This is a genomic window from Caulobacter sp. GW821-FHT12D05, from assembly GCF_058807295.1.
In genome coordinates this window covers 111093-129744 of record NZ_JBXAQO010000001.1, presented here as the reverse complement: position 1 = coordinate 129744, position 18652 = coordinate 111093, and the positions used below count along the sequence as shown (strand labels likewise).

The following is an 18652-nucleotide window of genomic DNA, read 5'->3' as shown; positions in this document are numbered from 1 at the left end:
ATCTATGATCGGACAAATCCCGTTCAAGGGCGTGGGCCGCAAAAACTTCCCTTTCACCGCGCTTGGCTTGTCCTGGCCCTGTGGTATTGAGCCCGACCACGGTTGAGGGCCTGCGCCCGAAGCGAGCGCCGAGTCTCATGTCCGATCCCAACGATCCGAACGACACCCCTGCCGAGACCCCGGCGGCGCCCAAGCCCAGGAAGCCTCGCAAGCCGCGCGCCAGCGCCGCGATGACCGAGGCGGCCGCGCTTCCCGAGACCTCGTCAGAAACGCCCGCCGAACCCAAGCCGCGCCGCGTGCGCAAGCCGCGTGTCGTCGAGGACGTCGCGCCCGAGCCGGAAGCCGTCGAAGAACCGGTCGCCGAACCCGAGGCTCTCCCGGAAGACGCCCCGCCCGAGCCCGCCGAAACCGAGCTGCCGGAAGCCGTCGAAACGGTCCCGGAAGCCGCCCTTTCCCCGGCCGAGCCGGTCACGCCCAAAAAGCCGCCGATCTGGAAGCGCCCCGCCTGGCTGATCGGCGCGGCCGCCGCCGTCGTGCTGGTCGTCGTGCTGTTCGCCTCGCTGTTCTGGTCGCTGCCCCTGAGCCGCGCCCTGGAGCCGCTGACCAACTCGGCTATCGTGCTGGTGGCCGAGGACGGCTCGCCGATCGCCCGCCGGGGTTCGTACAAGGAAGCCCCGATCGACGTGGCCAAGCTGCCGGACTACGTGCCCGGCGCGTTCATCTCGATCGAGGACCGCCGTTTCTACAGCCACATGGGCGTCGACCCGAAGGCCATCGCCCGCGCGCTGGGCAAGAACGCCCAGGCCGGCGGCGTGTCGGAAGGCGGCTCGACCATCACCCAGCAGCTGGCCAAGAATGCCTTCCTGAGCAGCGACCGCAACCTGCGTCGCAAGGCGCAAGAAGCGATGATCGCGGTCTATCTGGAAGCCCGGCTGACCAAGAAAGAGATCCTGTCGCGCTACCTGTCGTCGGTCTATTTCGGCGACGGCGCCTTTGGCCTGCGCGCGGCGGCCCGCCACTATTTCGGCAAGCAGCCTGAGCAGCTGTCGGTCGGCGAAGCGGCCATGCTGGCCGGCCTGGTCAAGGCGCCCTCGCGCCTGGCCCCGACCAACAATATCGAAGGCGCCCGTGAGCGCATGCGCGTGGTGCTGGGCGCCATGGTTGAGACCAAGACCATCACCCAGGCCCAGGCCGACGCGGTGGGCGACGTCTCGCCGGTCGAGATCGAGGACAAGCTGCCGACGGGCTCGTACTTCGCCGACTGGGCCCTGCCCCAGGCCCGCGCCGCCATCGGCGCCCGCTACGGCGAGACCATCGTCAAGACCACCCTGGATCCCGAGATGCAGGAGAAGGCCGAGCGGATCCTCAACGACTACATCGCCCGCGACGGCAAGGTCCTGAACATCACCCAGGGCGCCCTGGTGGCCATGCGCAAGGATGGCCGCGTCGTCGCCATGGTCGGCGGCCGCGACTACGGCGCCAGCCAGTTCAACCGCGCCGATGGCGCGCGCCAGCCGGGCTCGTCGTTCAAGCTGTTCGTCTATCTGGCCGCCCTGCAGTCGGGCATGACCTCCACCAGCCCGATCCTGGACACGCCGGTGCAGGTCAGCGGCTACATGCCCAAGAACCACGAGGGCAAGTATCGCGACCGCGAGGTGCCGCTGATCACCGCCTTCGCCGCCTCGTCCAACGTGGCCGCCGTGCGCCTGGCCCACGATCTGGGTCCGGCCAAGGTGATCAAGGTCGCCCGCCAGCTGGGCGTGACCGAAAAGATCCCCGACGACCTGACCATGGCCCTGGGCACCGGCTCGATGAGCCTGACGCGCCTGACGGCCGCCTATGCCTCGATCGCGGCCGGCGAGTATCCGGTCGTCGCTCACGGCCTGGACACGTTCCAGAAGCCCAAGACCACCGCCTATGACCCCAAGGTGCTGCTGGGCATGCGCGACCTGCTGCGCTCGGCCACCCATCGCGGCACGGGCCTGGAAGCGGCCATCCCCGGCGCCTTCGGCAAGACCGGCACCACCCAGGACTATCACGACGCCCTGTTCGTCGGTTACGTCGACGACCTGGTGGTCGGCGTGTGGGTCGGCAATGACGACAACAGCTCGATGAACGGCGTGGTCGGCGGCGGCGAGCCCGCCAAGATCTGGAAGGCCTTCATGCTGGCCGCCCTGGGTCGCCAGGTCGCGCCGACCGTCGAGGAGGATCCGCTGGAGGACCTGGGCCTGTCGCTGGAAGGCGAGATCGGCCCCGACGGCCTGCCGATCGCCCCGCTGACGGCCACCCCGCCAGCCGATCCACAACCGCCCGCGCCCAACAGCGGCGTGCCGCAAGCGCCCCCGCCCCCGGAGCCGCGCCCTTAAGCCGCCCCCAGAGGAGACCGACATGTCCGACGACCTGGTTCGCGAAGAATTGTCGGCCCTCGCCGAGGCCAAGGCCGGTCCGTTCACCGCCCGCGCCGAGGCCCGCGCCACGCGTGAGGGCCTGATCACCTTCGGCTTGGTGATGAGCGGCGTCCTGCTGTCGGCGGCGCTGCTGGCCTGGGCTGTCCGGCGGCCGGTGCGCTAGGCGCGCAGATAGGCGCGGCCCAGCCGCACCAGCTCGTCCTCGAACTCGCGACTCTCAAGAAAGTCGGCGCCCTCCAGCACCGCCGCGCGCATGGCGCCGTGGATCGCCCGTGTCAGCACGAAGGCCTGGATGCGGGTCAGGGGACGGCCCTGAGCGTCGGTGAGCCCCTCCTCCGCCGCCACGAAACCCTCCGCCAGCTCGACAGGGTCAGCCTCCGCCAACAAGGCCGACGCCGCGATCTTTCGTGCTCTGGCGCGCCCCGCGAAAGCCTGGACGAACGATCGGATCATCGCCCGATCGCGGGCGAGACCTCCAGTGTCGCCTTGGGCCACCGCGACGACGGTCCGCCGGTGCGCCTGCGTCTCCCGCATGGCCAAGGCCAGCAGGATCGCCTGCTTGTCGGGGAAGTAGCGGTAGAGCGTGCCGATGCTCACCCCCGCGCGCTCGGCTACCGCATTGGTGTTGAACCCGGCCTCGCCCGAGGCCTCCAGAACCTGAGCCGCCGCCTCCAGCACGACGTCGACCGAGACGCGGGCCCGGCCCTGGCGCGGGATTTTCCGCATGTTTTCAACGGCGCTCATCGCGGTTCTCCGTCCCCTGGAAAGTCGAGTAACAGAGCGCGGCCGTGTCCCCTAGCCTTCCGTTGCAGCACACGGAGGGACGAATATGACCTGGGCGACTGAACGCCTCGACGCACTGAAGGCCGGCGCGGCGACCCCGCCGCCGATCGTGCAAACCCTGAAGCTCGGCTTGATCGACGACTGGGGCGAAGGCTGGGTGCGGAAGTCTTGGCGGCCCGCGCCGGAGCTGGCCACGGCGGACGGGTCGTTGTTCGGCGGCTATCTGGCCGCGCTGGCGGATCAGGTGCTGGCGTTCGCGGCCATGACGGTGGTGCCGGGGGACCGGCTGTTTCGGACCGTGAACCTGCAGGTGAACTTCCTGAAGGTCGCTCGCGAGGAGCCGCTGGCGATCGAGGCGAAGGTCGTGGCGCGGACACGGCAGCTGATCACGGCGCGGGCGGAGTTCCGACGGGAAGACGGCGCGCTGATCGCGGACGCGACCGCGCAGCAGATCGTGATGAGCTTCGACCACTGGCCGGCGGAACAGGCGGCGGTGGATGGGTTCGCGTGAGCGGGCCCGAAACCTCGTCCTTCGACAAGCTCAGGATGAGGTTTCTAATGAACCGCCCTAACCATGATCCTCATCCTGAGCCTGTCGAAGGACGAGGATCACGCAAGGCATTTCAGTCCCCCACCAGCTTCCCCGCCGGTGGCACCCGCACGATGAAGTGCCCCTTCACGCCCTCCGGCCACTGACGATACGGCACCACGCCTTCCTCGCTTGCAGCATAGGCCACCGCGTACTCCACGATCGCCTGCGCCGCCTCGGCGGTCGGCTCGAACCGCCCCAGGACGTAGCCGATCTTGCCCGGCGCCCGCAGGTGGATCGAGCAGTGCTGCGCACAGTTGAACAGGCACGGCATCTCCTGGATCGCCACGCCCGTGCCGCCAGGAGTTTTGGCAGCCGCCTCGCGCAGAGCCGCCGCCAGGACCGCCCCGCCGCACACGCCGTCGGGCGTCTCGCGCTCCTCGGCCCAGACACGGCAGGTGTTGCAGACCACCACCGCCGGGCCGTCGTCGGCCTCGCGCAGCAGGGTCAAAACTCGACCCCCGCCTGGGCCTTCACGCCATGGGTCCGGAACGGGTGCTTGACCTGGGTCATGTCGGTGACCAGGTCGGCGGCCTCGATCAGGGGCTCCAGCGCGTTGCGGCCGGTGATCACCACGTGCTTGCCCTCGGGCCGCGCGGCGATGACCTCCAGCACCTCGGCCAGCGGCAGGTAGTCGTAGCGCAGGATGATGTTCAGCTCGTCGGCGATGACCATGTCCCAGTCGTCGGGGTCGAGGATGCGGGCCTTCACCACCTCCCAGGCCTCGCGGGCCACGGCGATGTCGCGGGCGCGGTCCTGGGTGTCCCAGGTGAAGCCCTCGCCCATCGGCCGGAACTCGACCTGGTCGGGAAAGGCGTCGAACACCACCTTCTCGCCGGTCTCCATCGCGCCCTTGATGAACTGGATGATGCTGACCCGGCGGCCGTGGCCGATCATCCGGCAGGCCATGCCCAGCGCCGCCGTGGTCTTGCCCTTGCCCGCCCCGGTGTGGACGATCAGCAGGCCCTTCTCGACCTGGCGCTCGGCCATCATCTTGGCGCGCGCCGCCTGGATGACCTTCATCTTGGCGTTATGGCGCGCGTTCTTGGCTTCTTCGCTCATGACGCCTCGCCTAGGCCGCCAAGCCTATTTCGGCAAGCTCAGACGGTAGACCAAAACGAGGTTGTTGTTGTCGCCGGTCCCCGTGTCGCCGTGCAGCGAGGCGTCGAAGTCCTGGCCGTTGACGTGGCCCTTGGCCGTGGCGAAGTCGTTGTCCGAGCCGACCAGCAGGAAGACGTCGCCGGTCTTGTCGAAGGCCGAGCCGATGGCCATGGCCTCGATCTTCTCGGGCAGGCTGGTCGGGGTCGAGGGGCTGACCGACAGGTTCACGCCGAACTTGGCCAGCTGGACCGGGTTCAGGATGTTGACCAGCTCGGCCTGGGCGGCCGGCTTGATGTCGGCGTTCAGCACGCCGTCCGTGGCGATCGGCTTGGCCTCTTGCTCGTAGGGCGTGCCGGCCAGGTTCGTCGCGCCCGCCAGGTCGACCAGCAGGATGCTCTTGTAGACCGGCGCATTGGCCGTGCCCTTGCCGCGGCCATTGCCGTCACGGGCCAGCAGCAGGATGCGGTCGTTGCTCAGCGCCACGGCCTCGGACTGGGCGGCGGTGACGTCGGCGGGCTGGCCGTCGCCGGCCTCACGCACGGTCGGCAGCTGCAGCGCGTAGTGGCCAATCGGAGCCTTGGGCAGCTTGGTCTTGCTGATGTCGTAGACCAGCACGCGGGTGTTGTTGCGCGTGGCGGCGTTGGCGCCTTGGTCCTGCATGGCCGCGCTCTGCAGCACGGCGATCAGGCGCGAGCCGTCGGGGCTGACGGCCAAGGCCTCCAGGCCCTGGTTGTTGCGGCGGCCCTGATCCGGCGCCTTCTCGGCCCCGAAGTTCAGCTGGCCCTTCTTGATCGGCAGCAGCGCCGGCACGGTCTGGATCGCGCCGGTCAGCTTGCCGGTCTTGTCGAACAGATAGATGCCCGCCGCATATTCGTCCGAGATGTAGAAGCTCCCGTCCGGCAGATAGGCGATCGCCTCGCTGTCCAGGCTGAGCTTGCCCGCACCCTCGCCGCCGGCGGCGGGCGACGGGTACCGCACGCCATTACGCTCGACGATATTCGAACCCGGATCCATGCCGGTGAACGGCTGGCCGACTTGGTCCTTCAGCAGGAAACCGCCGGTCGGGGTGATGGTCAGGCCCTTGCCGGGGACCAGCTTGATGGCGTGTTCGTGGACGCGGTTGGCGTAGTCGGTCGTGCTCTTGAACGGCCCGACATTGTTCGGACCGCGATCAGGCAGGGTGCGCAGCACGCCCGTGTAAGAGCCGTCGGCGGCCTTCTTCCAGTCCGACAGCGCCATGCTGGAGAACGAGCCCAGGGTCTCGCCGTTGAAGTCGCGCGTCGCGGCCGGCAGCCAGCCGACAGCGACCAGGCCGTGGTTCACATAGGTCTTGCCGCCGAACTGCACGGTCACGTCGCCAGGGGTCTTGTCCCAGTGCGCGGTCGTGTAGGTCGCGCTCTGAGCCGAAGCTCCCGCCGCGAAGGCCAGGGCCGCGATACCCACAATGGTTCCGGCGAGACGGCGGCGCGACATCGTGAGCTCCTCAAGTGCTTTCTAGACCTTGGGGGCGCTCTTAGGCAGCGACTGCGTAGGTTTTGTGACGGCAACCGTCATCTAGACGCAGCAGAACTGTCATCAACGCATGAAATAGAGGCGGCGCATCGCAAAAACGGCGCCATAGACGGGAATCCCGCGCGGCGACCGGTATCAGGGGATATCCGAATGCTGCTCAGAACCGCCAGCCTGGTGGCCATCGCCGCCTGCCTCATGACGACCGCAGCCCAGGCCGCCGACGCGCCTGCCGCCGCCGCCGACAACACCGAACTGGACGCCGTCGTCATCGTCGGCAGTGGCCAGACCCGCTCGGTCAATACGCTGACGCCGCAGAGCCTGGAAGTCCTGCCGCCCGGCACCAGCGTCCAGAAGGCGCTGAACTTCCTGCCCGGCGTGAACGCCCAGTCGATCGACGCCCTGGGCGTCAACGAGCAGTCGCTGTCGCTGCAGGTTCGCGGCTTCAACACCACCCACCTGGGCTACAGCCTGGACGGCATGCCGCTGGGTGACGGCGCCTACAACAACTACAACGGCCTGACCATCAGCCGCGCCCTGATCTCCGAAAACCTGGGCCGCGCCGATCTGGCCACCGGCATCGCCGGCCTGTCGATCCCGTCGACCAGCAACCTGGGCGGCGCGCTGATCTACACCTCCAGCGATCCGAAGAAGGCCATGGGCCTGTCGTTCAATGCTGGCGTCGGCAGCGAGGACAGCGCCCGCACCTTCGTGCGTTTCGACACCGGCGAGCACAACGGCTGGTCGGCCTATGTGTCGGGCCAGTACGCCCAGCAGGACCTGTTCGTGAACCAGCCGGCCTACAACAAGTCGACCGGCAAGCAGTTCAACGGCAAGCTGCGCTATCAGGGCGAGCGCGGCTCGCTGACCGCCTTCGTCGACCTGTCGCGCACCAACCAGGCCGATGACGCCTATCTGTCCAAGGACATGGTCACGCGCCTGGGCTGGGACTGGGGCGGCTATGCGCCGAACTGGAACGACTATGTGGCCCGCGCGGCCTGCTCGGTGGCCTCGCTGGCCGCCAAGTGCGTGACCTCGAAGGCCCCTGAGAAGCTGGCCGACGTCACCTTCACCAACGGCCAGATCCTGCGCAACGACGACCTGTTCTACATCGCCGGCGACTTCGACGTGACGTCGACGCTGAAGGCGCACATGCAGGTCTATCGCCACACCGACAAGGGCGCGGGCAACAACTTCATCACCGGCCTGTCCAACCAGGGCACGACCGACACCAGCGACGACCTGCCCGTCCAGATCCGCGACACGCGCTACACCATCGACCGTGACGGCGTGGTCGCCAGCCTGGCCTGGACCTACGGCTTCAACCACCTGCAGGCCGGCCTGTGGCTGGAACAGAACACCAGCAGCGCCGCCCGCTACATCTGGACCAACGTCACCGGCCCGTTCAGCCTGGCCCAGTACCTGGACGGCCAGCCCAACACCGCCCAGTGGGTCCAGAAGACCGACTGGAACACCCAGCAGTTCTACGTCCAGGACACCATCAACCTGCTGGACGACGCCCTGAGCGTCGAATTCGGCTTCAAGAGCACCGTCGCCAAGTCGAACGCCAAGGCCCTGCCCGGCATCGCCAAGGCCCCGGCCGCCGCCGCGACCCAGTTCGCGTCGGGCTCGCTGAAGGCCTCGGACAATTTCCTGCCCGAGATCGGCGCCCGCTACCGCATTGCGCCGGGCCACGAGATCTTCGCCAGCTACGCCGAGAACATGGCCATGTTCCAGGGCGGCTTTAAGCTGGGCCCGCAGTCGGTCTCGCAGGCCGTGTGGGACGCCCAGGGCAAGTACCTGGAGCCGGAAACCTCCAAGAGCTTCGACGCCGGCTACCGTTATGTCGGCGACAACCTGCAGGTCTCGGTCGCGGCCTATGACGTGAAGTTCCAGAACCGCCTGCTGCAGTACAACCCCTGCCCGACCAACCAGCAGCAGAACCCCGGCTGCGGCAACTCCTTCCACAACGCCGGCGGCGTCACCAGCAAGGGCGCCGAACTGGGCGTGCTGTGGAAGGCCACGTCGTTCCTGAACTGGTACAACTCGGTCTCGTACAGCAAGTCGACCTACGACGAAGACCTGAACTGGTGCACCACCACCTGCGTGATCAAGCAGACCAAGGGCAAGCAGCAGGTCGATACGCCCAAGGAAATGCTGGCCAGCGTGCTGACCTTCAAGCAGGGCGGCTTCTCGGCCATGCTGCAGGGCAAGTACACCGGCCGTCGCTACTACACCTACACCAACGACCAGGGCTTCGGCGGCTACACGACCTTCGACCTGGGCGTCAGCTACAAGTTCGCCCCGACCGGCTTCATGAAGGGCGCCAAGGCCTCGCTGAACGTCAGCAACCTGACGAACGAACGCCACGCGGCCAACTTCGACAGCAGCGTGTTCGCCCCGGATGATGCCGCCGGCAGCATCCTGGTGTTCCACTCGTCGGCCCCGCGCCAGTTCTTCGGCACGATCGGCTTCGAGTTCTAAGCGCCCTACAGCGCTGCGTCTTGAAGGGCTCTCCCCGGCGACGGGGAGAGCCTTTTTACTTGGCGCCTTCAGTTTTTGGGCGGATCCATCAGCGCGCGCGTGACGCCGTTGGTCCAGCCGAAGCCGTCCTGGGTGGGATACTCCCCGCCCCCGCCGGCCTTGGCTTCCTCGACATCGTACTTTTCCAGCATCTTGCCGCTGGCCTGGTACTCGCGCTCAACCGTGGCCAGCCAGCGCTTGGCGATCTCGGCGGCCAGGGCGTCTTCGCCATATTGGCGCAGGCCCGAGACGGCCACCCATTGCAGCGGCGCCCAGCCGTTGGGCGTGTCCCACTGCTGGCCGGTGCGGACGGTGGTGCTGCGCAAGCCGCCGGGGGCCAAGAGCTCGTCCCAGGCCTTCTGGGCCACAACGTGAGCCTTGCGCTCGTCGGCCGCACCGACGAACAGCGGGTAGAAGGTCGCCGCGCTCAGGTGGTCCAGGCGCTGGCCGGTCTTCCATTGGTAGTCGAGATAAGCGCCCTTCTCCGGCGCCCACAGCCACGTGTCGATCGCGGCCTTGCGGGCCTTGGCGCGCTTGTCGAAGTCCTCGACGCAGGGCCAGTCGGCCAGGATCATGCAGCCCTTCAGGATCGCCGTCTCCAGGCCGTACATCAGGCTGTTGAGGTCCACCGGCACGGTCGCGGTCGTCTGGATCGTCGACAGGTTCGCGCCGTCCGCCATCCAGCGCGAGGAGAAGTCCCAGCCGCTCTCGGCCCCGGCCCGCAGGTCGCGGAACAGGTCGGCGGCCGGGCGCGAGCTTTTCAGCGCCGTCTCCAGGTCCTCGCGGTAGGACTCGTCGCGCGGCGTCGCGCGATCGTCCCAGTAGCGGTTCAGGATCGTGCCGTCGGCCAGGGCGACGACACGGCGGTGAGCCTGGCCGGGCTTGAGGTCCTTCTCGCCGGCCATCCAGAAGGCGTGCTCGCGGCGCATCAGGGCGACGCGCGCCTTGTAGGCGTCCGGGTTGCGGTGGGCCGGCGACAACCCGACCATGGCGTAGAAGAACGGCGGCTGCGAGCGGCTCAGATAATAGCTGCGCGCGCCGTTGGGGATATGGCCATAGGCGTCGATAAGCCCGCCGAAGTCGTCGATCATGTTGTCCACGAGGTCGTCGCGGCCGTCGGCCTTCAGGCCCAGCATCGTGAAGTAGCTGTCCCAATAGTAGATCTCGCGGAAGCGCCCGCCCGGCACGACGAAGGGCTTGGCCATGGCCAGGGCCGAGCCGCCGGCCACGGGCTTCACCGGCGGCTTGGTCAGGTGCGGCCACAGGGCGGCGATGTGATCCTTGAGCGGTGGCCGCGCGGCGCTGGGCTTGGGGGCCGCGCCCGCCTCGGGAACGATGAAGTTGGCCCGCACGAAGCGCTTCAGCTCCGCATCGCTGAACCGGGCGTGGGCGCGATAGTCGGCCATGATTTTCGCCGGCGCGCGGCGGGGCGTGGCGTCGACGAAGGTCTTGCCGTCCAGGAAGATCCGCCGCGTCTGAACCTGGTGGAACAGTTCCTGATAGGTGTCCGCCGGCGTCGGGATCTTCGCGGCTTCCTCGGCGTGGGTTGCCGAAGACAGCAGGAGAGCGGCAAGCGACGCGGCGATCAGGCGGACCATCAATTCGATCTATCCTTCAACCGTCTCCCCGGCGAAAGCCGGGGTCCAGATGCAGCCTGAGCGCTGGACGATAATCCGAAACGCACAGCCCTACGATCTGGGCCTCGGCCTTCGCCGGGCAAACGGAGTTTGGGTCAAAGACTAGAAGTTATACCCCACCGACAGCCGCACCGATCGCCCGAGGATCGGGCGAGCATTGGCGCCGCTGGTGGAACGCGGATCGCCCTCGGTCAGGCCATGGCTGTCGGTCAGATTGTCGGCGGCGACCTGGACGCTGAAGTCGCCGACGTTGAAGATCGCGCCCAGGTCGACCTTGGTGTAGCCGTTGAGCTTCTGGGTGTTGGCGTTGTCGCCCCAGCGGTCGTCCACCGCGCTGACCGTGCCGTAGAAGGTCGTGGCGACCTCACCGATGCGGACATCGTAGCTGGGCGTGAAGCGGATCTGCCAGTTGGGCTGGCGCTGGGCGCTGTTGCCCTTATTGGCCACGATCGAGGACTTCTTGATCTCGGTCTTCTGCAGGGTGCCGTTCAGGGCCAACGACAGGCCGAAGTCCGAGCGCCAGCGGCCGTCCAGCTCGATGCCGCGCGCCTTGTTGGAGTTGGTCTCCAGCGTGCCGCCGACATCGGCGAACTTGGCGCCGTCGAAGCTGTTGGCGAAGCCCGTGGCGTACAGCTCGAACGGCCCCGAGCGCAGCTTGTAGCCCAGCTCGTACTGCTTGACGCTAAGGATGTCGTTCAGGTTTTCCCGGAAGTTGTCGAAGCTTGGGAACTTGTAGCCCTTGGAATACCGCGCGAAGACGCCCGAGGTCTCGTTGAGATCGAAGTTCAGGCCAGCCGTGTAGGACAGCTTGCTCTTGCTGTAGTCGATCGTGCGGATGGCCAGGCCGTCCGGATAGCCGTTGCCGTCGTCGACCACATAGTCAGTGTCGAAGGTTTCGTGGCGCACGCCGACGTCCAGGCGCAGCGCCTCGCTAATCTTCCAGCTGTCGGCCAGGTAGAAGGCGTTGACCTTGCCATCGCCGTTCGAGGTCAGGCCATAGGCCCAGCAGCCCGAGCCGCTCCCGGCCGTCGCCAGGTTGGCGCAAGAGACGTTGGCGGCCAGGTAGTCGCCATTGGCCTTCACCTGCATCGGCTTGAAGTTGCCGATGGTCCAGAAGTCGTCCGACGAGAAGCTGGAGGCGTAGTAACCGGCCGAGATCGCGTGGTCGCCGATGGTCTTGCTGATGCTGAAGTCGTTGACGAAGGCCTCGATGTCCTTCTCGACGATCCACGCGCCCCAGTTCTGGACATAGTCGCCCGCGCCCAGGGTCGCCCCGCCACGCAGGCGGACCGGGCCGCCGATCACGGACGCGACCGAAGCCGCCGTCACCGCCCCGCCGTCGGGTACCAGCCCGTAGGTGTCGGCGTCGCCCTTGGTGAAGCTGAAGCGGTCGCGGATGGTCCAGCCGTCGCCGAACTCGTGCTCGAAGCTGCCGCCGGCGACATAGCCCTTCCAGCCGCGGCCATGGGCCAGGTCGAAGTCGCGGGTGCGGCCGTTGGCGTGAACCTGCAGGGTCTGCTGGCGCGAGAAGTCGCCCAGCTGGGTGTACTCGCCCTTGTCGATGCCGGGCACATTGACCGCGAACGGCAGGTACCAGGCCCCGTGGTCGTCGGTGAAGCGGGCGTAGACATTGACCTTGCCGCGCTCCAGCCGTTTGGTCAGGTTGACCGTGAACTGCTGGCCCTTCTCGCTGTCGAACTGGGTGTCGCGGATGCCCGGCGAGCGAGTCACATAGCCGCCGGCCATGAAGTAGAGGTCGTCGGCCAGCTTGCCGCTCATCACCCCGTCGACGCGGCGCAGGCCGTAGTCGGAGGTCGTGGCCTTGATCAGACCCTTGGTCTCCGGGCCGCCTTCCTTGAGCATGAAGTTTGTCGTCAGGCCCGGCTGGCCGTTCGAGAAGATCGGGTTGGGACCGCCGCGCAGGGCTTCCATCCGCGAGATGGTCTCATCCACGCGGAAGATCGACGAGTTCTCCAGGAACGACAGGGTCGAGGGCGGATAGATCGGCGAGCCCTGCAGCTGGATGGTCAGGAACTCGGCGTCGCCGGTGGCGGGGAAGCCGCGCACGAAGACATTGGCGCCGGCCACGCCGCCCGAGGTCTCGACCCACACGCCGGGCACCAGCGACAGCAGTTCGGCGCTGCTCTTGGGCGAGGCCTTCAGGATGTCCTGGGCGTTGACGGTGGTGACCGCGAAGCTGGCCGACAGCTTGTCGATGCCGGCGCCGCCGGGCGTGCCGACGACGATCACTTCCTCGACTTGCGCGGGCTCTTCGGGGCGGCTTTGTTCTACGGCGGTGGCGGGCGCGGCGGCCTGACCGGCGGCGCTGGCGCTGACCAGCAGCGGCCGCTCGCGGATGGCGTAGACGCCGCTGGCGGTGGGCTGGACCACCAGGTTCGAGCCCGACAGCAGGCGGCTCAGGCCTTCGTCGGCGGTGTAGGCGCCCTTCAGCTTCGGGGCCTTCTTGCCGCGCGTCAGGCTCTCGTCAAAGGCCAGCTGCTTGCCCGAGGCGCGGCCGAAGGCGCGCAGGGCGCCGGCCAGGTCCTGGGCTGGAATATCGAAAGCTTGCTCACGTGATTGCGCCGAGACCGCGCCTGGCGCGGCAAAAGCCATCAACACCGCCGCCGAAGCGCCCAGCAGCCAGCGCTGGTCGAAAGACTTGCTCATACGTCCCTCCCTGCGCCGCTTGTTTTGTCTATCGGCGCTTTCGGTAAGTGAGACGCCTCACTCCACCGAGGACTCACCGCCTTCGGTGAAGTTTTTTGGCTGGCGCTGGAAAGCCCGCAGCACGGTCTCGCCGCCCTGCCCGCTCACCGCGCGGACGGGCAGCACGGCAGTGACGCCGTCGATGAAGGCGCGGGTGTCGCCCGAGGTGAAGACGCCGCTGATGCGCAGGTTCGCCACGGTGGGGTCGCCGATCCGCAGCTTCTCGCGGGCGTAGCGGTTCACGCGCTCGACGGCCAGCGACATGGGCTCGTCCTGGAACACCAGTTGGCCGGTCTCCCAGGCGCCGGCGCGCGTGGGATCGGCGGGCATGACCGAGGCGGCCTCGGAATTGACCTGGGCGACCAGCTCGTGGTCGGGGGTCAGCGACTTCTCGGTCGGCGCGCCATTGACCCGCAGCAGCGGCGGCGGACGGCCCTTGGCGCCCTCGCCGTCCAGCACGGCCACATGGCCCTCATAGAGCACCACCCTCATCTGGTCGGCGACGCGCTCGACGCTGAAGGTGGTGCCGGTGGCGACCACCAGCTTGCCGCCGGCCGCGACCGAGAACGGCCGCAGCGGATCCTTGGCCACCGCGAACTTGGCCCGGCCCTGCTCCAGCCACAGGCGGCGACGATCGCCGTCGTAGCGGACCTTCAGCACGGTGTCGGCGTCCAGCGAGGCGCGCGAGCCGTCAGCCAGCTCGACGATCCGCCGCTCGCCCTCGGTGGTGCGATAGACGTCCGGCAGGCTGGCCCGCCAGGTCAGCGCCCCGCCCAGAGCGACGGCGGCGACCACCGCGGCGGCGGCGCTCCAGATGGCCACGCGCGGGCCGGGCTTGCGCGACCACTGCTTGCGCTGGGCGCGGCGCAGGTCGTTCAGGGCCTCGCCGCGCAGGGCGATCATGCCGGGCAGCGAGGCCTGCTCGTCCACCGCCCGCCAGGCGGCGACGGCGTCGTCCAGCAGTTCCCGGTGCATCGGGTCGGCGGCGAACCAGGCGTCCAGGGCCGTCTGCTCGGCAGGCGAGAGGTCACCCTCCGACAGGCGCACGCACCATTCGGCGGCGGCGTCGGCGGCGAGATCCAGCTTGTCGTCCATTGCTCCGCTCATGGGTTCGCCCTCAGGCGTCGCGTCAAATGGCCCATGGCCTTGAGGATGTGTTTCTGCACGCCGCTGGTGGTCATGCCGTAAAGGGTGGCCAGTTCCGCCTGCTTCATGCCTTCCAGACGATACAGCAGGAAGATGGCCCGCGTCCGCTCGGGCAGCTCGCGCAGGACCTTTGAGACTTCGCCCAGGTCCTCGCGGCCCTGCAGGATGCGGGCGGGATCGATCGGCTCCAGGTCGATGGGGTCGCCGGCCATGGCGGCGCGATAGCCGGCCCGCACCCGCTCGCGCCGATGGCGGTCGCGCAGCAGGTTGGCGGCCATCTGGAAGACATAGGCGTCAGGGTTCTGCATGGCCGGGTCTTCCGCCCGCGCCAGCTTGGCGAACAGCTCCTGGGTCATGTCCTCGGCGTCGCTGTGGGTGGCGGCGCGGCGCATGAAGAAGGCCATCAGCGCTGGCCTGTAGCGCCGATCCAACCCTCGAAGATCGTGTGGCGTCGCCTGCCCCACGGCTTTCACCTCATGACTGCTCTCGACAGTCATGACGCACATCGCCCCCTCACGCACACCGGCCCCGCGAAGATTTTTCGCGGGGCCGGCTTTTCGAGCGCCTGGCTGGGAGAGGGATCAGGCGCGCTCAGGCGCTTAGGCGGACGATGATGCCGATGCCCAGGGCCGCGAAGGCCACGGCGATCGGGATGGTCAGGATCTGGGCCAGAGCCTCGCGGCCGGTGACGTGACCGGTCCAGGTGGACAGGCCCCGTTCCAGGAAGTCGGCGAGGTCTGGACGACGCGCGCCGGTCTTGGGCTCGACCTTCAGGAACACCCACGGCACGCCCAGGTACATGGCCAGGTACGCGGCGCAGACCCCCAGGTTGAACAGGACGTCGCCCTGCCCCAGGAACACCGCGCCGAACGCGACCAGGATGGAGGCGTACGAAGCGACGATCATCCAGCCCACCGCCTTGGGCAGGTCGGCCGCGGCCGCCTCCCCCATCTTGGCGGCGATCGGCGCCGGGCCCTCATAGGGCTCGACATTGGTGACGAAGACGGAATACGGCGCGTGTTCCATGGCTTGCGCTCCTTTCTTTGCGCGTGAGCTCTAGGCAGCGAGAAGTTCGTCGGCGGGGCCGAAGAACTCGTAGTGGATGCGGTCGGCGGGCACCCCGGCGGCGGCCAGGCCGCTGACCAGGATCCGCAGGAAGGGCTTGGGCCCGCACAGGTAGAAGTCGGCCGTGTCGAACGGCGTCTGGGCCTGCAGCCAGGCGATCGAGACGAAGCCCTCGACGTCGTGGCTGTCGCCCAGCACATCGCCGGCCGCCGGCTCGCTGTAGAAGGTCGAGACCCGCGTCCCGCCATGGGCCGCCGCCAGGGCCTTCACATGGCTGGCCATCGCGTGGACGTCGCCGTTCAGCGCGCCGTGGACGAAGTGGGCCTCCAGCTGCGGATGCTCGGCGGCGATGGTCTCCAGCATGGCGACCATCGGGGTCATGCCGACGCCGCCGCTCAGCAGCACCACGGGACGCTCGGCGGGCTTGAGGTGGAAGTCGCCGGCCGGCGGGGTGGCCATCAGGACGTCGCCGACCTGGATGGCGTCATGCAGGTGGCCCGAGGCCACGCCATGCGTCTCGCGCTTGACCGAGATGCGATAGGTCTCGCCGTTGGCGGCCTGGCTGATCGAGTAGTTGCGCTTCACGCCCTTCTGGGTGGCGGTGTCGAAGGCGAAGGTCAGGAACTGGCCGGGCTTGTGGGCCACGACCTTGCCGCCGTCCCGCGGACGCAGCACGAACGAGGTGATCACCGAGCTCTCGCGAACCTTGCTCTCGACGACGAAGGCGCGCCAGCCGCTCCAGCCGCCCTCCTGGGCCTCGACGCTCTGGCGGATGTCCGTTTCGCGACCCTGCAGGATGGCGGCCAGGAACCAGTAGGCCTCGCACCAGGCTTCGAGGATCTCGTCGGTGGCGACGTCGCCCAGGACCTCCTTGATGGCCTCCAGCAGGGCCGTGGCCACGTAGGGATAGTGCTCGGGCAGGATGTGATAGCCGACGTGCTTCTGGGCCATGCGCTCCACGACCGGACCCAGGACGCCCAGGTTATCGATGTTGCGGGCATAGGCCAGGATGCCGCCGGCCAGCGCCTTCACCTGCGCGCCCGACTCCTGGTTGGCCTGGTTGAACAGGGCCCGGATGTGGTCGGTCTCGAACAGGCGCTTGTACATGGCGGCGGTGATCGCCGTTCCATGCTCGGTCAGGGCCGGGACCGTGGCCTTGACCAGGGCGATCGTCTTGCCGCTCAGCGGGGTCGTCATCGGGGTGCTCTCGGTTATAATATGCAGACAAAATGCATCTATACACACGCCAGAGCTGGAACAAGAAAAGATGCCCCTTAAGTACCTATTTTAGCCGAGCCGCTCGACGCGACCGAAACTGACCTGTAAGCGAGCCTCCAGATGCGCCTGACCCGCTACACCGACTATGCGATCCGCGTGCTGATGCACCTGGCCGCGCACGACGACCAGACGGTCTCGATCCAGGAGATCGCCCGCGCCTACGACATCTCCAAGGACCACCTGATGAAGGTGGTGCAGCAGCTGTCCAAGGCCGGTTTCGTGGCCGCGCAGCGCGGACGCGGCGGCGGGCTGCGCCTGGGGAAACCAGCTTCGGAGATCCGCATCGGCGATGTCGTGCGCCAGACCGAGGACGGCTTCCAGCTGGTCGACTGCGCCACCTGCAAGGTCGCCCCGGTCTGCGGCCTGCCCCGCGCGCTGAACCAGGCCGCCGCCGCCTTCCTGGCCGTGCTGGACGCCCAGACCCTGGAGCAGATCCTGGCCGACAAGACCGGCGCGCGCCGGCTGCTGGCGCTGGCTGACTGAGGTTGCCCCAGCCCATCATTTCCATTATTCGAGAAATATGGAAATGAATCTCGCGATCGACCGGCTGTCGGCCCTGGCCCACCCTGCCCGCCTCGCGGCCTTCCGCCTGCTGGTCCAGGCCGGTCCCGAAGGCCTGCCCGCCGGCGAGATCGCCCGCCTGACCGAGGTTCCGGCCAGCACACTCTCCAGCCAGCTGGCCATCCTGGAGCGCGCCGGTCTGACCCGCTCGCGCCGCGACGGTCGCTCGATCCTGCATGCCGCCGAGTATGCGGCGATGGGCGCGCTGATCACCTGGCTGGCCGAGGACTGCTGCGGCGGCGCGCCCGAGGCCTGCCTGCCGAGCTTCAAGTGCCAATGACCCTCGCCCGCCGCCTCGCCGCCGAGGCCCTGGGCACGGCCCTGCTGCTGGCCGTGGTGGTCGGCTCCGGGATCATGGGCCAGACCCTGGCGCCGGACCAGGACGCCCTGGCGCTGCTGGGCAACACCCTGGCGACCGGCGCGGCGCTTGTCGTGCTGATCACCGTCCTCGGCCCGGTCAGCGGCGCGCACTTCAACCCGTTGGTCACGACGGTCATGGCGCTGCGTCGCCAGATCGAGCCGAACCACGCCATCCTCTATGTCGCCGCCCAGGTCATCGGCGCGCTGGCCGGCGTCGCCCTGGCCCATGCCATGTTCGGGCAAGCGATCGTGCAGGTCTCGACCCATGCCCGCGATGGCAGTCCCCAGGTGCTGTCGGAGGCGGTGGCGACCTTCGGCCTGATGGCCACCATCCTGGGCGCGTCGCGGTTCCGGCCAGAGGCCACGGCGACCTGCGTCGGGCTTTACATCACCGCCGCCTACTGGTTCACCGCGTCGACCTCGTTCGCGAATCCGGCGGTGACCCTGGCGCGCGGCTTGACCGACACCTTTTCGGGCATAGCGCCCGCCTCGATCCCGGGTTTTCTCCTGGGACAGGTCGTCGGCGCCGCCCTGGCGCTCGCCGTCTTCGACTGGATGTTCAAGCAGGAACCCGCATGACCGACTTCCCTGTCACCATCTTCCACAATCCCAAGTGCGGCACCTCGCGCAACGTCGTGGCCATGGTCGAGGCGGCCGGCTACACGCCCAACGTCGTCGAATATGTGAAAGCCGGCTGGACCCGCGAACAGCTGCTGACCCTGTCGGCCCGCTCGGGCCTGTCCGTCCGTGAACTGATGCGCGAGAAAGGCACGCCGGCCGAAGAGCTGGGCCTGCTGGCCGACGGCGTCTCGGACGAGACGATCCTGGCGGCGATGGTCGAGCACCCGATCCTGGTCAACCGCCCGATCGTCGAGACCCCCAAGGGCGTCGCCCTGGCCCGCCCGTCCGAGAAGGTCTACGCCCTGCTCGAAAACGTCCCGGAGTCCTTCACCAAGGAAGACGGCGAGGTCGTCCGATAGGAGGAC

At 68.1% G+C, this 18652-nt stretch carries 18 protein-coding genes; 8 read left to right on the top strand and 10 right to left on the bottom strand.

Annotation, left to right across the window (positions count from 1 at the left end; translation table 11 throughout):
• The first annotated feature begins 137 nt into the window (after window positions 1-137).
• Window positions 138-2366: a transglycosylase domain-containing protein gene (locus tag AC1RRR_RS00680; protein ID WP_492809698.1), complete on the top strand. Its 2229-nt coding sequence runs from the start codon at window positions 138-140 to the stop codon at window positions 2364-2366.
• A 22-nt stretch (window positions 2367-2388) separates the two neighbouring features.
• Window positions 2389-2571 carry a hypothetical protein gene (locus AC1RRR_RS00675; RefSeq protein WP_291875144.1) on the top strand — a complete coding sequence of 61 codons (183 nt, stop codon included), beginning with the start codon at window positions 2389-2391 and terminating at the stop codon, window positions 2569-2571.
• Here AC1RRR_RS00675 and AC1RRR_RS00670 read toward each other — a convergent pair.
• Window positions 2568-3152 carry a TetR/AcrR family transcriptional regulator gene (locus AC1RRR_RS00670; RefSeq protein ID WP_492809696.1) on the bottom strand — a complete coding sequence of 195 codons (585 nt, stop codon included), beginning with the start codon at window positions 3150-3152 and terminating at the stop codon, window positions 2568-2570. The genes AC1RRR_RS00675 and AC1RRR_RS00670 overlap by 4 nt on opposite strands.
• 85 nt (window positions 3153-3237) lie before the next feature.
• Here AC1RRR_RS00670 and AC1RRR_RS00665 point away from each other — a divergent pair, with 85 nt between their 5' ends.
• A complete protein-coding gene (locus AC1RRR_RS00665) occupies window positions 3238-3702 on the top strand; it encodes a PaaI family thioesterase (protein WP_492809694.1) in 465 nt (154 codons plus the stop codon).
• Between the two features lie 112 nt (window positions 3703-3814).
• On the opposite strand, the gene AC1RRR_RS00660 is transcribed toward AC1RRR_RS00665, so the two are convergent.
• Genes AC1RRR_RS00660 through AC1RRR_RS00650 form a run of 3 tightly spaced genes read right to left on the bottom strand, consistent with a single transcriptional unit; the run spans window position 3815 to window position 6354 of the window.
• Complete coding sequence (locus AC1RRR_RS00660) at window positions 3815-4231, bottom strand: DUF1636 domain-containing protein (RefSeq protein WP_492809693.1); 417 nt, start codon at window positions 4229-4231, stop codon at window positions 3815-3817.
• The gene (cobO, locus tag AC1RRR_RS00655) at window positions 4228-4842 is read right to left on the bottom strand and encodes a cob(I)yrinic acid a,c-diamide adenosyltransferase (RefSeq protein ID WP_492809691.1); all 615 of its coding nucleotides are present in this window, start codon (window positions 4840-4842) and stop codon (window positions 4228-4230) included. Before cobO ends, AC1RRR_RS00660 begins: the two co-directional genes overlap by 4 nt.
• Before the next feature lie 24 nt (window positions 4843-4866).
• A complete protein-coding gene (locus AC1RRR_RS00650; protein WP_492809689.1) occupies window positions 4867-6354 on the bottom strand; it encodes an esterase-like activity of phytase family protein in 1488 nt (495 codons plus the stop codon).
• Between the two features lie 189 nt (window positions 6355-6543).
• Here AC1RRR_RS00650 and AC1RRR_RS00645 point away from each other — a divergent pair, with 189 nt between their 5' ends.
• Entirely contained in the window at window positions 6544-8874 is a 2331-nt protein-coding gene (locus tag AC1RRR_RS00645; protein ID WP_492809687.1) for a TonB-dependent receptor, read from the top strand.
• A 68-nt stretch (window positions 8875-8942) separates the two neighbouring features.
• Here the strand turns inward: AC1RRR_RS00645 and treF are convergent, their stop codons facing one another.
• The 6 genes from treF to hmpA form a co-directional block, all read right to left on the bottom strand.
• Window positions 8943-10511 (bottom strand): alpha,alpha-trehalase TreF, encoded by a 1569-nt coding sequence (gene treF, locus AC1RRR_RS00640; RefSeq protein ID WP_492809685.1) that lies wholly within the window; start codon window positions 10509-10511, stop codon window positions 8943-8945.
• A 141-nt stretch (window positions 10512-10652) separates the two neighbouring features.
• Window positions 10653-13217, bottom strand: a complete 2565-nt coding sequence (locus AC1RRR_RS00635) for a TonB-dependent receptor (RefSeq protein ID WP_492809683.1) — start codon at window positions 13215-13217, stop codon at window positions 10653-10655.
• Window positions 13218-13274: 57 nt separating this feature from the next.
• Window positions 13275-14351: a FecR family protein gene (locus AC1RRR_RS00630; protein ID WP_492809682.1), complete on the bottom strand. Its 1077-nt coding sequence runs from the start codon at window positions 14349-14351 to the stop codon at window positions 13275-13277.
• 8 nt (window positions 14352-14359) lie between these two features.
• The gene (locus tag AC1RRR_RS00625) at window positions 14360-14899 is read right to left on the bottom strand and encodes an RNA polymerase sigma factor (protein ID WP_492809680.1); all 540 of its coding nucleotides are present in this window, start codon (window positions 14897-14899) and stop codon (window positions 14360-14362) included.
• A gap of 94 nt (window positions 14900-14993) precedes the next feature.
• A complete protein-coding gene (locus tag AC1RRR_RS00620; RefSeq protein WP_492809678.1) occupies window positions 14994-15428 on the bottom strand; it encodes a hypothetical protein in 435 nt (144 codons plus the stop codon).
• A 30-nt stretch (window positions 15429-15458) separates the two neighbouring features.
• Window positions 15459-16664, bottom strand: a complete 1206-nt coding sequence (hmpA, locus tag AC1RRR_RS00615) for an NO-inducible flavohemoprotein (RefSeq protein WP_492809677.1) — start codon at window positions 16662-16664, stop codon at window positions 15459-15461.
• Between the two features lie 141 nt (window positions 16665-16805).
• On the opposite strand from hmpA, the gene AC1RRR_RS00610 reads away from it, so the two are divergent.
• From AC1RRR_RS00610 to arsC, 4 genes are read left to right on the top strand one after another with little or no spacing between them, the layout of a single operon-like run.
• A complete protein-coding gene (locus AC1RRR_RS00610) occupies window positions 16806-17228 on the top strand; it encodes an Rrf2 family transcriptional regulator (RefSeq protein WP_492809675.1) in 423 nt (140 codons plus the stop codon).
• 43 nt (window positions 17229-17271) lie between these two features.
• Entirely contained in the window at window positions 17272-17586 is a 315-nt protein-coding gene (locus AC1RRR_RS00605; protein ID WP_492809673.1) for an ArsR/SmtB family transcription factor, read from the top strand.
• Window positions 17583-18245 (top strand): MIP/aquaporin family protein, encoded by a 663-nt coding sequence (locus AC1RRR_RS00600; RefSeq protein ID WP_492809672.1) that lies wholly within the window; start codon window positions 17583-17585, stop codon window positions 18243-18245. The genes AC1RRR_RS00605 and AC1RRR_RS00600 overlap by 4 nt, the downstream gene beginning before the upstream one ends.
• The gene (gene arsC / locus AC1RRR_RS00595; protein ID WP_492809670.1) at window positions 18242-18646 is read left to right on the top strand and encodes an arsenate reductase (glutaredoxin); all 405 of its coding nucleotides are present in this window, start codon (window positions 18242-18244) and stop codon (window positions 18644-18646) included. The genes AC1RRR_RS00600 and arsC overlap by 4 nt, the downstream gene beginning before the upstream one ends.
• The last annotated feature ends 6 nt before the right edge of the window (window positions 18647-18652 follow it).

Bases quoted from the DNA above. Each gene is read 5' to 3' on its own strand.
- AC1RRR_RS00680 (WP_492809698.1), top strand. From the start codon at position 138: ATGTCCGATCCCAACGATCCGAACGACACCCCTGCCGAGACCCCGGCG.
- AC1RRR_RS00675 (WP_291875144.1), top strand. From the start codon at position 2,389: ATGTCCGACGACCTGGTTCGCGAAGAATTGTCGGCCCTCGCCGAGGCC.
- AC1RRR_RS00670 (WP_492809696.1), bottom strand. From the start codon at position 3,152: ATGAGCGCCGTTGAAAACATGCGGAAAATCCCGCGCCAGGGCCGGGCC.
- AC1RRR_RS00665 (WP_492809694.1), top strand. From the start codon at position 3,238: ATGACCTGGGCGACTGAACGCCTCGACGCACTGAAGGCCGGCGCGGCG.
- cobO (WP_492809691.1), bottom strand. From the start codon at position 4,842: ATGAGCGAAGAAGCCAAGAACGCGCGCCATAACGCCAAGATGAAGGTC.
- AC1RRR_RS00650 (WP_492809689.1), bottom strand. From the start codon at position 6,354: ATGTCGCGCCGCCGTCTCGCCGGAACCATTGTGGGTATCGCGGCCCTG.
- AC1RRR_RS00645 (WP_492809687.1), top strand. From the start codon at position 6,544: ATGCTGCTCAGAACCGCCAGCCTGGTGGCCATCGCCGCCTGCCTCATG.
- treF (WP_492809685.1), bottom strand. From the start codon at position 10,511: ATGGTCCGCCTGATCGCCGCGTCGCTTGCCGCTCTCCTGCTGTCTTCG.
- AC1RRR_RS00635 (WP_492809683.1), bottom strand. From the start codon at position 13,217: ATGAGCAAGTCTTTCGACCAGCGCTGGCTGCTGGGCGCTTCGGCGGCG.
- AC1RRR_RS00630 (WP_492809682.1), bottom strand. From the start codon at position 14,351: ATGGACGACAAGCTGGATCTCGCCGCCGACGCCGCCGCCGAATGGTGC.
- AC1RRR_RS00625 (WP_492809680.1), bottom strand. From the start codon at position 14,899: ATGACTGTCGAGAGCAGTCATGAGGTGAAAGCCGTGGGGCAGGCGACG.
- AC1RRR_RS00620 (WP_492809678.1), bottom strand. From the start codon at position 15,428: ATGGAACACGCGCCGTATTCCGTCTTCGTCACCAATGTCGAGCCCTAT.
- hmpA (WP_492809677.1), bottom strand. From the start codon at position 16,664: ATGACGACCCCGCTGAGCGGCAAGACGATCGCCCTGGTCAAGGCCACG.
- AC1RRR_RS00610 (WP_492809675.1), top strand. From the start codon at position 16,806: ATGCGCCTGACCCGCTACACCGACTATGCGATCCGCGTGCTGATGCAC.
- AC1RRR_RS00605 (WP_492809673.1), top strand. From the start codon at position 17,272: ATGAATCTCGCGATCGACCGGCTGTCGGCCCTGGCCCACCCTGCCCGC.
- AC1RRR_RS00600 (WP_492809672.1), top strand. From the start codon at position 17,583: ATGACCCTCGCCCGCCGCCTCGCCGCCGAGGCCCTGGGCACGGCCCTG.
- arsC (WP_492809670.1), top strand. From the start codon at position 18,242: ATGACCGACTTCCCTGTCACCATCTTCCACAATCCCAAGTGCGGCACC.